The sequence below is a fragment of the Merdibacter massiliensis genome, assembly GCF_900155395.1.
Lineage (GTDB): Bacteria > Bacillota_I > Bacilli_A > Erysipelotrichales > Erysipelotrichaceae > Merdibacter > Merdibacter massiliensis.
This window is the reverse complement of the sequence record NZ_LT699728.1, coordinates 203759-216161: the sequence shown is the minus strand read 5'-3', so window position 1 is coordinate 216161 and position 12403 is coordinate 203759. Positions and strand designations below refer to the sequence as shown.

Here is a 12403-nt window from a genome sequence, read left to right as displayed (position 1 = left end):
TTTAATTAAAATCTTCTATTTCGTTACAGCCTCTTTTCTTTTTTTACCAGTAAAGCGACCATATTTGCCACAATGATCGAAAAAGAAAAGAAGTGTGCTATAGTATAAGTGTCAAAAGAAAGAGCTTATAACACAGCTTCTCAAAGAATGCTTAGAGAAAAAGGAAAATAAGGAAACTATAAAAAAAAACAGAAAGAAGCAGGAGAGAAGTTGTTAAAAATCAATATCGTGAAACAAGTAAGCAAGAGAGGAAAGGAGCTCATCTGGGATCATAATACAGGATGATGAAGGAGATTCCCTCAAGCAGAAAGTAAAAAAGAACGATATTGGTTCTGAAGCAAAGGAAATGAATGAGACTGATTAGCAGGTGAAAGATACGAAAAGATCAGGAAGTTCAGAAGAAGGTACAAAGCTTCAGGGTTATAGAAGAGAAGGGATGCCGACCGGCATCTCTTTTCTTCTGTATAAAAAATAAAAAAGCTCATGTAACGTAGGAAGATGGTGATTGTAAAAAGAACGGGATGGTGGTATAATATTTTCAGATAAAGTAAACAATATGGAGAGGATGAAATAGGATGAAGAAAATATTGAGTTTATTTCTATCAGTTTTTATGGTGTTTTCGCTGTTTTCAATTACTTCGGGTTATGTAATTGATGTAAAAGCAAAAAATTCCAGTTCTTCTGTAGTTAGAATTCAAGATACAGAAACATGGTACTCAGATGAAACAAAAAAATTTAATACATTAGATAGCTTTTGGAATGATGTGATTACTGAAACACCTACTGATTATGTTATAGATGAAAATAATAAAAAAGTAGAAATTGGTAGTGCAGATGCATTGGTTTGGTGGGAAAAAGAAGTTAATGCAGGAAAAAATTTTTCTGGATATACAGTTTGTTTAACTTCTAATATAGATTTATCAGCACATTATTGGACACCAATTTGCACTGGTACTGTTTCTTACTCTAGTGATGGTAAATATTCGATTGCTAATAATAAAGTTCTTCAAAGTACAGTATTTGATGGAAATGGTTATTCTATTAATGGACTTACAACATCTACGGGGGTAAGAGGACCAAATCAAGACAGCAAGCCTGGAGATGGACAAAATTGTTATTACGATTCAGCTTTCATTGGATATAACTGTTGTGATATTACTTTTCAAAATTTAAATTTTAATGGGGCTCGTATAGCGATTTGTAATCCTTTTGACGAAGTAGTGAATACATATGGTAGCAGTATGATTGCCGTTATTGTAGGTGCACAGAATGGAGGATCTTTAACATTAAAAAATGTAAATATTGATAATGCTAATGTACTAGCCATGCAGAAAGCTTCCGCTTTTGTTGGAAACCTGTTAGGAGAATCAACGCTTTCTTATGAAAATTGCTCTATCACAAATAGTACATTTAGCGGATATTTCATGGTAGCACCAATTGCAAGCTATGGTAAAAGTAGTCAAGTTGTGAATGGAGGAATTAAACTAGAGAATAACACAATACAAGTTGTTGAGCAATCTTCTTCATCCTATACTTTTGATTCAAAAAATCAAGCAGAATATTGGGAAGGAGAGTTAAACGCCACTTCAACTGCTTTATTTTATGATGGAAATACTGCGGCAGGTAAAGGCACAGTGTTGGATTTTAACGCAGAAATTTCCGGATATGACTTTGTAACATTACAAGATGCAATTAATCATGCTGGTGATGGAAGTATTATAGTTCTCCTAGATGATGTAACAGAAGATGTTATCATACCTAATAATGCAAATGTAGTAATTGATTTAAATGGTCATACCATTACAAATGTATCTAATCACACGATTTATAACCAAGGGGATTTGCAGATCATTGGTGAAGGAACAGTAGATAACATCACTCATGGAAAAGCTGCTGTTTATAATGAAGTTGGAGCAACTGCTACTTTAGATAGTGGAACTTATACAAGAAGTTTAGAAAACGGAAGCAGTGCTACGGAAAATGGTGGTAATTCCTATTATGTACTTTTAAATCATGGAAACATGGTGATCAATAAAGATGTTAGTGTTACTCAAGATGGAAAATATTCCAGTATGATTGAAAACGGATGGTATAACGGAAAAGAAAATATAAATGCTCTTCCATCTACATTAATTATTAATGGCGGTCAATTTTCTGGCGGTTTAAACACAATCAAAAACGACGATTATGGAAACTTGACAATCAACGATGGTACATTTGAAAACATTGCACAATCCGCAGTTCTTAACTGGAATGAAACAGTGATTAATGGTGGTTCATTTACATCAGGACAAAATGTTGTTTTAAATGGAAAAATCGATGATTATATGGATAAAGGCGTTCTTAAGATCAATGGCGGTACATTTAAAGCCGGAGAGAAATATGAAGTAATTGCAAAAATGAGCGGTGGAAACGATGAATCGCTAGATAATATTACTATTACAGGAGGTACATTCTCTAGTGATGTGACGAAGTATATTGTTGAAGGAACAAAATTGATCCAGACAGATACTGGTTATCAAATCGTACCAGTAACAACAGGCGTTGCTTTAGATAAAACAAGTGTTACATTAAATGAAAAAGAAACGACTACATTGACGGCTACATTAGCTCCAGAAGGTGCTGTGGAAACATTAGAGTGGACAACAGATAATGCAAAGGTTGCTACAGTGGATGAAAATGGAAAAGTAACTGCAGTAGCACCAGGCAAAGCAACAATCACAGTAAAAGCTGGAACTTTTGAAGCAAGTTGTACAGTAACGGTAAATGCAGTAAGCGAAGTAACAGTTGAAACACCAGCAATCGATACGACAAATAAAGATGAGGTACAGGCAGGATTGACTGCAGGTGATCAAACAGCTGCACAAGAAGTGATCAAAGATACAGTTGAGCAGATCAAAGATGTTGCAGGTAATGAACAAACAGTAGTTAATGCGGTTAGTACAGCTGTAACAGAAGGAAAAGATATCACAACAGAACTTGTAATCAATAAAGTTGAAGAAAACAAAGTTGCAAGCGAAGATATAACTGCAGTAGAAACAGCATTATCTTACTTGCAAGATAAAGCCGGCGCAACAAGTGGAACAGTAGCACAGTACTTGGATATCAATGTATTGGTAAAAGTGGATGGAACAACTGTTGGTGAATTGAATCAGTTAAGCAAAGAAATTACCGTATCTATTGCTATTCCGACAGAATTGCAGACAGAAGGACGTCAGTTCTATGTAATTCGTGTACATGGTGATGAAATCACAAGATTGCCGTTAACTAAGAATGCAGATGGAACGTACAGCTTTAAGACAGATCGATTCTCTACTTATGCATTAGTATATGTGGATGGTGCAACAGAAAGCTATCTGACAGGAAATGAATCTATTGCGATCAAACCGGTTACAACTCCACCGACTAGCGGAAATACAGAAACAACGAAACCAAACACAGAAACTCCAGAAACTTCAGCTGCGATGTTTGGCGGAATGTTTGTAACAATGGCTGTATTAAGTGCAGGAATTGCAGTCGTTTTATGGAAGAAAAGAGAACTTTCTAAATAATAAGAGCATAGGAGAACAGTGAAAGCTGTTCTCTTTTCTTTTTTTGGCATTTTATTATAATAGAATTAGTAGAAATGAGGGATTTTATGAATACGAAAGAATACCATTGCGGCGTGATTGACGCGTTTAATGAAATGGTGGGGTGTGGAGTAAAAAAACTGGCATTGTCCCATCCTTTTGATACAGATGAGGAAAGAAAAGAAATTTTGCCGTTTGTGGAAGAAATCTGCGAAAAATATCATACGATGTATTATCTGGAAGATCGTTTATTAGTGTGTGATCTATTTGCGGCCAGTGCACAAAAAGGAAAATATATGATCTTGTTTTATAAAGATAAAAAAGTACTGGAAGAATACCTTGCTTTAAAAAATGTAAAGGCAGAATCGATCCGCCGCAATGAGTATGTGACCGTTCGCCAGGCGATCGCTTATCGCTTTGGCGAGTTGTTGTCATATCCGCAAAGTACGATCGAGAAGTTAATTGCTGAAAATAAAGAGAAAGGATAGAAAAAGATGGCTTGTGTACAGATAGATGGTATCTGGAAAGAAGTTCTGGATGACGCTCGTATCGTGGATTGTCTGCAAGAGACAAAAGATGTATTTGCAGCAATTGCGGATGGAAAATTATTGGATCTGCGCACATCGATCGCTCCTCAAAAAAGTTATGAACTGGTCAAGCGTGACAGTGAAATAGCAAAAGTCATGCTGGAAAAGACTTTATGTTTTGTCATCGTTGTTGCAATCAAACAATGTTTTCCTGCTTTGAAAGTACGTATCGAGCATCGGCTTGATAAAGGATTGTATTGCGAACTGGATGATCATCGCTTGACCCTGGATGAGCAGCAGATATTGCAAAATAAGATAGATGAATTGATTGCATCAAAACAGGAAATCACTAGAAGATATGTCAATAAAGAGGAGGCAGTTGCTGTATTTCAACAAGCGGGAATGGCGGATAAAGCTGAAAATATCTTGCATCGCCATAAGGAAATATGTGCAATTGATACATTATGTGGGGTGGATGATTATTTTTATGGTCATTTATGCATGCACACCGGGTATTTGCAGAAAGTGTATGTGGCTAGCATGAAACAAGGATACTGGTTTGGTTTTCATCCAGATCCGAAACAACAAGAGAAACTGTTTTCTGTTTTTGATGAGTATGAACAATGGGGGAAAATGTTGTCGATCACCAATGTTCCTCAGCTGAATGAAAAAGTAAAAACAGATGGCATCGATGAATTGATCTTGATGAGTGAAGCAAAGATCGAAAGAGAACTGGTTGAATTGAGCAATATCATTGCATCACAGCATCCTTTTCGCCGTTTTATCTTGATCAGCGGTCCTAGTTCTGCCGGGAAAACAACTTTCTCTCACCGCTTAAAAACGCATTTATCCGTACTGGGCTACCATCCGCATACCATTGCAATGGATGATTTCTTTATCAATCGCGATCAATGTCCATTACTGCCTGACCGTACTCCCGATTTTGAAGGCTTGCGGGCAATCGATCTTGCACTTCTTCAGGAGACGATCCATGATCTGTTGCAAGGAAAAGAACGCGAGATTCCGCATTATAATTTTCAAAAAGGACGCCGGGAATGGAGAGGGGAATTTCTTCGTTTATCTGAAAGCGACCTGTTGATCATGGAGGGAATCCATGGCTTGAATCCAAAAGTAATTGAAGGTTTCCATAGTGATGAGGTATTCCGCATTTATGTAAATGCATTGACACATTTAAATTTGGATGCTCATACGCGGATACCGACAGGTGATTATCGCTTGATTCGCCGCATGGTACGGGATTATCAGTTTCGCAACTTTTTGGCTCAGCAAACATTAGAAGGATGGAAACATGTTCGTGAAGGGGAAGATCATTATATCTATCCATATCAGGAAGAAGCAGATGTAATTTTTAATACTTCGATGGTATATGAAATGATGATCTTAAAAAGGATCGCACTGCCTTTGTTAGAAGCAATCACGCCAAAGGAACCTGCCTATGTGGAAGCTCGGCGTCTATTGTCGCTGTTGCAGTATTTCGATGAGGCAGACAGTACGCATATCCCAAGTCATTCCATCTTGGCGGAGTTTGTCGGAAACAGCGTATTCTTTTAAGAAGATTTTCGTTCCTGCCAAAGAGAATAGAAAAAAGCTGCCGTAAAAAGAAATAAACAATAACAAACGATCTGCAGCTGGCTCATGGGATAAAGCCGGAATAATGACCACGATCCATATCCAAAAAAGACCGCGGCAGACAGCAGGCGCAAAGAAGATGCAGAAATATGCGACAGCAGCACTTTTCCAATCGTCAAGGCAAACAGATTGGATAGAAATAAACCGAGAAAAGAGCCGCAGAAGATCGCGGCTTTTTCATTGCTTTGTGCCGCTAATGTAATGGTTGATACCTGTGTTTTGTCGCCTAATTCGGCAATAAAAAAGGCAATGGCAACAGAAAGCCAGATGAAACGCAGTTTTCGTTCTTTTTTGTCTTCTTTGTTTGCTATCTTTAGAGAATGAAAACCAAAGATAAGAAAGACAACAGCAGCGATCCATTGGATATCTTGAACAGAGAGATAGTGATGCAGCCAGGATGCCGCAAAGATGGAAAGAAAGTTGAGCCAGACACAGGCAAATCCCATACCAAACAAGATCGAGCGAAGGGAATAGCGCTGTGAAAATGCCAATAATAAAAATTGCGTCTTATCTGCGATTTCTGCTAAAAAAACAAGCAGGAACGAAGTAAAGAACATCGTATCACCTCTGTTCAAATGTATGCAGTCAACATCGGGTATATGAAAAAAAGCTGTTTGCACAGCTTAGGAATGACAGATATAGACTGCATTTTCATGATCAAGGCTTTCCACTTTGACTTGAATGCTTTCATTTAATGAACTAGGGATGTTCTTGCCGATATAGTCTGCACGAATAGGCAATTCGCGATGTCCGCGGTCGATCAATACTGCCAGCTGGATCTCTTTTGCACGGCCAAAGCTTGTGATCGCGTCCATTGCGGCACGAATCGTTCTTCCTTTGAATAAGACATCATCTACGAGGATGACCTTTTTTTCCTGTACGGGGATCTGCTGGGTAGAAACTTGATCCATCCGTTTATGATCATCTCGCCAGTGTGCGATGTTTAAGCTGTAAGCCGGGACCTGAACACCTTCGAAAGCTTCGATCAAATTCGCCAGTTCCTGTGCCAAATGAAAACCTCTGGTCAAGATACCTACTAAGATCAAGTTGTCCACACCTTTGTTTCGTTCAATGATCTCATGCGTGATTCGTTTTAAAGAGCGCTGGATTGCTAATTCGTCCATGATCAGTTTTTTCTCCACATATATCACCATCTTAAGTATAACTTTTTTTGTAAAAATACGCAATTTCTGAAGATAAAGTTTGTTTGCGATTGGCTTATAGTTCTGTTATAGTTAATAGCGGTGAGCAGATATGGAACAAAAAGAGTTAGATACATTATTTCGCTGTGCAGTCGGATTGTATGGCATCTTGCATGTCCGGCATTTAAAAGAAGTCATCGAACACTACAGCGGGGAGCACTGTACAAGAAAAGAGATCCTTCACTATTTAGAAACTGCAGCAATTCCAGGATGCTGTTTCAAAGATGGTTTCTTGTATCAAGAGGGAATCTTTGACTCATGGCAACAATGGGAAACCATCTTGGAAAGAAGTGCAAACAAACCATTGTATTTTCCCAAGAAAGATGAGTTTCTTCACTATGCAGACGCAAATTATATAGAATGGAATGTGTCATCACAGGCATTATTGGACTTTCTTGCGCAGCAGACATCCTATGGAAATTTACGTCCGTTGGTCGAAAAGATTGCATTGCAACTTCGTCGTGGCAGCTCTCCGCAAGAAGAGATGCGCCATTTGTTAAATGCCAATATCCGCATTCCGGAGGAACAATTAGGTCGATTCGGCAATTTGTTCGTTCAATTTTATAATCATATTCGTTTGTATGTCGATCATGGCTATACACCGGAAGAACTGAAAGATGCCCATTTTAAAAAGCAGCGTACCTGAGTACACTGCTTTATTCTTTTATGATCGCAGTTGCCTGGATCTGCAGCAGTCCGATCAACTGGTTAGGATCCGTTTCGATCTGCAGACCGATCTTTCCGCCGCTAAAGTAGATATGATCTTGCAACAAGGCACTTTCATCGATAAAGGTACGGTATTGTTTTTTCATTGCCAGCGGCGAACATCCGCCGCGGACATAACCGCTGACTTTCGTGATGTCTTTGACATGGATCATTTCAGTATTTTTGACGCCGGCAGCTTTTGCCGCTTTTTTTAGATCCAGTTCTTTTGCAACAGGCACCATAAAGACAAGATATTCTTTTGTATTTGCCTGCGTGATCAGTGTCTTGAAGACACATGATGGATCTTCTTTCATCAAATGGGCGACTTCTACACCATCTACTGCATCTTTTCCATGCGGATATTCATGTACTTGATAATCGATCTTTGCTTGATCTAATAAACGCATTGCGTTTGTTTTTGTCGTTTTCATTGTATTCACCTCGATATGCAACAGTATAGCACAAAACGATATAGAAGACTTTTTTTTCTAAACAACTTTGCTATAATGATTACGAGTGGGAGGATAAGGGAATGACGATCAAAATGATAGCATTGGATCTGGATGGTACATTGCTGCGCAGCGATAAGACCATCGATCCTTTGACTTTGCGCCAATTGAAGCGCGCAAGTGAGGAAGGAATCATTATTGCGATTGCCAGCGGCAGAGATAAAAATGGAACCAAATTTGTATATGAGCCATTGGAACTGGAAAAAGGCAACCACTATCTAGCGCTGGTGAATGGACAGATGATCTACAGCTTTGCTAAAAAAGAGTATGAATTGGATCGTGTATTGGACAATACAGATGCCCAAAAGATCTTGCAGGTCGTGAAACAATATGATGTAGAAGCAATCTTTTGCTGCGGGTATGATTTTTATGACTATATATCCAAGCGGCAGAAAATGAAAAAGCATCTTGCCAGGGTGATTCATGGCAGACCGATGGATTATGGTCTGGCACAGGGACATGGGGAACGCAATTTCATTACGATCAAAGAGAAGGATCATTTTACACAAGATATCAATAAAGTTGTTTTAGTACATACACAACGTTATTTTCGCCGGCATCTCGATGAAATTCGTGCAGAATTGAAAGAATATGACCTGTTGGAAGTGGGACCGCAATGGATCGAGATCATGCCGAAAAATGTGAACAAAGCGAGTGCTTTGGAACAGATTGCAAAAGAAAATGGTTTTACCTTAAAAGAAGTGATCGCTTTTGGCGATGCGGAAAATGATATCGAGATGATCCGCCGCTGCGGTTATGGAATTGCGATGGGCAATGCCATGCAGCAAGTAAAGGATGTGGCTTACGCCCAAACGGATACCAATGAGCGGCAAGGAATTGCCAAAGCATTGTCCCGCTATGTTTTTTGTGAGGAGGATGCAGGATGAAAGAGGTGAAAGCCATTGCGTTTGATATGGACGGCACTTTGCTGATCCGGGATGAAAATGGAGAAGATCGCATCGGATCAAAAACGAAAGAAGTTTTACTGCGTGCGCAGAAAGCCGGGATCCGTTTGATCCTCGCTTCAGGCAGAGCCTATCCCAAGCTGCTGCCTTACGCAAAAGAATTGCAGATGGACCAGCATGGCGGCTGGCTGGTGGAAATCAACGGCACAGCAGTCTATGATCTGCAAAAAGAACAGCGCAGGGTCTTTCATCAATTGCACAGAGAAGAGATCATGGACCTGTTTGAAAAATGTAAAGCAATGGAATTTGAGATGTGCGCGTCGTTGGATGATACGTTGTATTGCTATATCCCCCAGCGCCTGATCCCGATCAAACAGGCCTATGTGAAAGCACATGGACTGGCGGATGATGTTCCATTGACTGCAGGCGCCTTCGCCCTTGTGTATGACAATCGAAAAGGGTATCCGCACCAGTACTTCATTCAAGAAGCGAGTGAACTGCCATTAACAATGAATAAATTGTGTGTGACAGATGAACCAGAGCGGCTTCCTCTTGTCAATGATCTCTTGCAGGAATATCAAGGTAAATTATGGTGGGGCGCTACAACACCGCGCTGGTTGGAAATCTTGCCTATCGGGGTCAATAAGGGAGAAGGAGTCCGTCATTGTTGTGAACGGATGGGAATCGATCCCCAACAGGTAATGGCTTTTGGCGATGGCGAAAATGATATCGATATGCTGCGCGTTTGCGGCTATGGATATGCGATGGGCAATGCGCTGGACAGCGTAAAAAGAATCGCGTATGATGTATGTGACAATAATAGAAATGAAGGTCCGGCAAAAGTGATCGAACAGATGCTGGACACGATGTAGGAAGGAGATATTTCTATGAAAATTATCAATGAAGCAGAATTTAATCAAATTACAAAAGAAAAACCATTCGTATTAGTCGATTTCTTCGCAACTTGGTGCGGACCATGTAAGATGCTTTCTCCTGTACTGGAAGAGCTGGCAGAAGAATTCGGTTCACAAATCGAAATCGTAAAAGTGGATGTAGATCAGCAATCTTCTTTAGCAGCTCAATACAAGATCATGTCTGTACCAACGATGATGCTGTTCAAAAATGGTGAATTGATCCAGAAAATCAGCGGTTATCAGCCAAAACCACAGTTGGCCTCATTCTTAAAGCAGTTTATGTAAAAGCTGCTTTTTCTTTTTGTGCAGAGATGCTATACTGGTAACACGAGGTGGTAGAATTGAAGATCACAGGGATTTCCGAAGAACAAGTACAGAAAGAAGCAGAGAAACAGTTTCAGCCGCTGTTTGTACAAATAGAGAGCGGATCTTTGTTTCTAAAAGATTGTCCTGACGGGAGCTATCAGTGTGAAGCAATGCCGGATACTTTGTATGTCAGCACTTCATTGGGGTATCATGAAGTCATGATCCAGGGCAATAAAACAAGGGTCAAAGTAGAAATATGGCTTGTTTTCTTAAAACAGACGCCCTATGCAACAATTTATGAAGGAAAGAAACACTGTTATGTCGCAGTGGAAGAAGGCGGAGAGATCCATTTTCAGCCTTATGAAGAGTTTCTAAAGTGGATCGTGCAAAAGATCCAGCCCGCCGCATGATGCGGATATGGTTCGATCTATGTGAATAATGATAAATGTGTGAAGGTTAAGTGAAGAAAATGTAAACCCTAACTTTTCACACTTTTTATTTAATGGTATAATATAGGTAATAAGAGCTATATCGATCGGTAGCTGGGAGGAGATTAGAATGAAAAAAACATTGGTAGGAGCAGCTGCTGCTCTATTATTATTAGCGGGCTGTGGTTCCGGATCACCGGAAGAAAAAGAAGTGAAAACTTGCAGTATTGAACAAGATGGACAAAAAATCGATATTACATTAGAGGGGACAGACAATGTATTGCAAACGATCACGGTCGGTGTAGATATCGATTTGGGAATGGATATCTCAGAAGATCAAAAAGATGCAATGAAATCCATGATCTTGTCTTCTTTAGGTTTTGAAGAAGGCGATGATGTGCAGGTCAACCTGGAAAGCAATGACGGTGTATTAAGTGCTGATGTCGTGTTTGATGCATCAAAAGAAAGTCAGTTTATGCAAGCAATCGGCGTAGATTCCAGCGATCCAGAACTGCCGTTGGATGAAATGGTCAAAGAAATGGAGAACCAAGGCGCAACTTGTAAATAATAGCAGATAGATCTCTCTTTTAACGATCGAAACAAAGAGAGATCTTTTTTTATGGAAATAGAAAGACCTGTCATTGACAGGCCTTTCCGAATTAGGGGATAGAATGATATACGCAAAATAGGGATTTTCTAGGGATGTTTTGCGTACGACAGATCTTTTTCATCTGTCAATGTTAGTATACCCATGGCAGATGAAATAATTTGTCGAAATTACTGGAAATCTTCTTTTTTTACGATTTCTTTGATATAGATATCTCTTTTTGGGTAAGGCAGCTCAATGCCTTCTTCGTCAAAGCGCTGTTTGATGGCGATACGAAGATCCGATAACATGACAAAACAAGTAGAATTGTCATTGGAATAGACGGTTGCCCGCAGTTCAATGCCGCTGTCCTTAAAATCAGTCACCCGTACGATTACTTTCGGCACACCGTTTTTGATCTCTTGCGGTGTACGCGGGTCACAATACTTCGGGTGTTTTGCGACTTCTTCTTCTATGAGCTGAATAGCTTTTTTTAGATCGCTGTCATAAGCAATCGATATATAAAGAAAATCCGCCTTGGCAGAATGAATATCGGAAATATTTTCTAAGACTGCCGTATTCATTTGTGCATTGGGAATGATGATGCGTGTATTTTCAAATGTCTGAATCACCGTGTGGCGTACTGTGATCTCGACGACCGTCCCTATATATTGACCGTTGTTGACACGAACCAGATCCTGGATGTGGAAAGGACGAAACAGCAAGATCATGAGGCCGCTGATCAGATTTCCGACGGTTTCCTGTGCCGCAAGACCTAAGACGACAGCAAGAATACCGCCGCTGGCCAATAACGGATTCAATACGGCCTGGGCAGGAACAAACAGATTTAAGATCGCGTATGCAGCAATGATCCAGATAATTACTTTTTTGATCTTTAAGATCACTTTTTGATTGCGCGGATGGATCTTTTTGATCACATGCGAGATATATTTAGAAATTGCAGCGGAAAACAACAAGATCAGCAGGATCAATAAAATCGTATCGATCAGTCCGTAACGTAAAAAACTGTTATTTCCCCACGCATTTAACTGCTTTAGAAGATCCATGGGGCATCACCTCACCTTTGTAGTAAGTATTATAT

The 12403-nt window shown here is 39.7% G+C and carries 13 protein-coding genes; 9 read left to right on the top strand and 4 right to left on the bottom strand.

Translation table 11 applies throughout. From position 1 onward, the window contains the following. Positions 1 to 575: 575 nt before the first annotated feature. From BQ9859_RS11165 to BQ9859_RS11155, 3 genes are all read left to right on the top strand, one after another. On the top strand, positions 576 to 3551 hold the full coding sequence (locus tag BQ9859_RS11165; protein ID WP_075878235.1) for an Ig-like domain-containing protein: 2976 nt from the start codon (positions 576 to 578) through the stop codon (positions 3549 to 3551). Between the two features lie 86 nt (positions 3552 to 3637). Further along, positions 3638 to 4057, top strand: coding sequence for a hypothetical protein (locus BQ9859_RS11160; protein ID WP_083662882.1), 420 nt, complete (start codon positions 3638 to 3640; stop codon positions 4055 to 4057). A gap of 6 nt (positions 4058 to 4063) precedes the next feature. Continuing rightward, a complete protein-coding gene (locus BQ9859_RS11155) occupies positions 4064 to 5668 on the top strand; it encodes a nucleoside kinase (RefSeq protein WP_075878233.1) in 1605 nt (534 codons plus the stop codon). On the opposite strand, the gene BQ9859_RS11150 is transcribed toward BQ9859_RS11155, so the two are convergent. Then, the gene (locus BQ9859_RS11150; protein WP_075878232.1) at positions 5665 to 6303 is read right to left on the bottom strand and encodes a TMEM165/GDT1 family protein; all 639 of its coding nucleotides are present in this window, start codon (positions 6301 to 6303) and stop codon (positions 5665 to 5667) included. The genes BQ9859_RS11155 and BQ9859_RS11150 overlap by 4 nt on opposite strands. Positions 6304 to 6369: 66 nt before the next feature. Continuing rightward, entirely contained in the window at positions 6370 to 6888 is a 519-nt protein-coding gene (gene pyrR / locus BQ9859_RS11145) for a bifunctional pyr operon transcriptional regulator/uracil phosphoribosyltransferase PyrR (protein WP_075878231.1), read from the bottom strand. A gap of 112 nt (positions 6889 to 7000) precedes the next feature. On the opposite strand from pyrR, the gene BQ9859_RS11140 reads away from it, so the two are divergent. Next, positions 7001 to 7594, top strand: a complete 594-nt coding sequence (locus tag BQ9859_RS11140) for a hypothetical protein (protein WP_075878230.1) — start codon at positions 7001 to 7003, stop codon at positions 7592 to 7594. Between the two features lie 10 nt (positions 7595 to 7604). Here the strand turns inward: BQ9859_RS11140 and ybaK are convergent, their stop codons facing one another. Continuing rightward, complete coding sequence (gene ybaK / locus BQ9859_RS11135) at positions 7605 to 8084, bottom strand: Cys-tRNA(Pro) deacylase (protein ID WP_075878229.1); 480 nt, start codon at positions 8082 to 8084, stop codon at positions 7605 to 7607. 101 nt (positions 8085 to 8185) lie between these two features. Between ybaK and BQ9859_RS11130 the strand changes: the two genes are divergently transcribed. The 5 genes from BQ9859_RS11130 to BQ9859_RS11110 all read left to right on the top strand — a co-directional run bounded on the left by BQ9859_RS11130 (position 8186) and on the right by BQ9859_RS11110 (position 11283). Next, complete coding sequence (locus tag BQ9859_RS11130; protein WP_075878228.1) at positions 8186 to 9049, top strand: Cof-type HAD-IIB family hydrolase; 864 nt, start codon at positions 8186 to 8188, stop codon at positions 9047 to 9049. Continuing rightward, positions 9046 to 9939 carry a Cof-type HAD-IIB family hydrolase gene (locus tag BQ9859_RS11125; RefSeq protein ID WP_075878227.1) on the top strand — a complete coding sequence of 298 codons (894 nt, stop codon included), beginning with the start codon at positions 9046 to 9048 and terminating at the stop codon, positions 9937 to 9939. The genes BQ9859_RS11130 and BQ9859_RS11125 overlap by 4 nt, the downstream gene beginning before the upstream one ends. A 15-nt stretch (positions 9940 to 9954) precedes the next feature. Further along, entirely contained in the window at positions 9955 to 10266 is a 312-nt protein-coding gene (gene trxA, locus BQ9859_RS11120) for a thioredoxin (protein WP_075878226.1), read from the top strand. Between the two features lie 56 nt (positions 10267 to 10322). Beyond that, positions 10323 to 10697: a hypothetical protein gene (locus BQ9859_RS11115; protein ID WP_075878225.1), complete on the top strand. Its 375-nt coding sequence runs from the start codon at positions 10323 to 10325 to the stop codon at positions 10695 to 10697. 148 nt (positions 10698 to 10845) lie between these two features. Beyond that, on the top strand, positions 10846 to 11283 hold the full coding sequence (locus BQ9859_RS11110; RefSeq protein WP_075878224.1) for a hypothetical protein: 438 nt from the start codon (positions 10846 to 10848) through the stop codon (positions 11281 to 11283). 209 nt (positions 11284 to 11492) lie between these two features. On the opposite strand, the gene BQ9859_RS11105 is transcribed toward BQ9859_RS11110, so the two are convergent. Further along, complete coding sequence (locus BQ9859_RS11105; protein ID WP_075878223.1) at positions 11493 to 12368, bottom strand: mechanosensitive ion channel family protein; 876 nt, start codon at positions 12366 to 12368, stop codon at positions 11493 to 11495. Positions 12369 to 12403 lie beyond the last annotated feature (35 nt).

Coding starts and splice junctions, on each gene's coding strand:
- BQ9859_RS11165 (WP_075878235.1), top strand. CDS start 576: ATGAAGAAAATATTGAGTTTATTTCTATCAGTTTTTATGGTGTTTTCG.
- BQ9859_RS11160 (WP_083662882.1), top strand. CDS start 3,638: ATGAATACGAAAGAATACCATTGCGGCGTGATTGACGCGTTTAATGAA.
- BQ9859_RS11155 (WP_075878233.1), top strand. CDS start 4,064: ATGGCTTGTGTACAGATAGATGGTATCTGGAAAGAAGTTCTGGATGAC.
- BQ9859_RS11150 (WP_075878232.1), bottom strand. CDS start 6,303: ATGTTCTTTACTTCGTTCCTGCTTGTTTTTTTAGCAGAAATCGCAGAT.
- BQ9859_RS11140 (WP_075878230.1), top strand. CDS start 7,001: ATGGAACAAAAAGAGTTAGATACATTATTTCGCTGTGCAGTCGGATTG.
- ybaK (WP_075878229.1), bottom strand. CDS start 8,084: ATGAAAACGACAAAAACAAACGCAATGCGTTTATTAGATCAAGCAAAG.
- BQ9859_RS11130 (WP_075878228.1), top strand. CDS start 8,186: ATGACGATCAAAATGATAGCATTGGATCTGGATGGTACATTGCTGCGC.
- BQ9859_RS11125 (WP_075878227.1), top strand. CDS start 9,046: ATGAAAGAGGTGAAAGCCATTGCGTTTGATATGGACGGCACTTTGCTG.
- trxA (WP_075878226.1), top strand. CDS start 9,955: ATGAAAATTATCAATGAAGCAGAATTTAATCAAATTACAAAAGAAAAA.
- BQ9859_RS11110 (WP_075878224.1), top strand. CDS start 10,846: ATGAAAAAAACATTGGTAGGAGCAGCTGCTGCTCTATTATTATTAGCG.
- BQ9859_RS11105 (WP_075878223.1), bottom strand. CDS start 12,368: ATGGATCTTCTAAAGCAGTTAAATGCGTGGGGAAATAACAGTTTTTTA.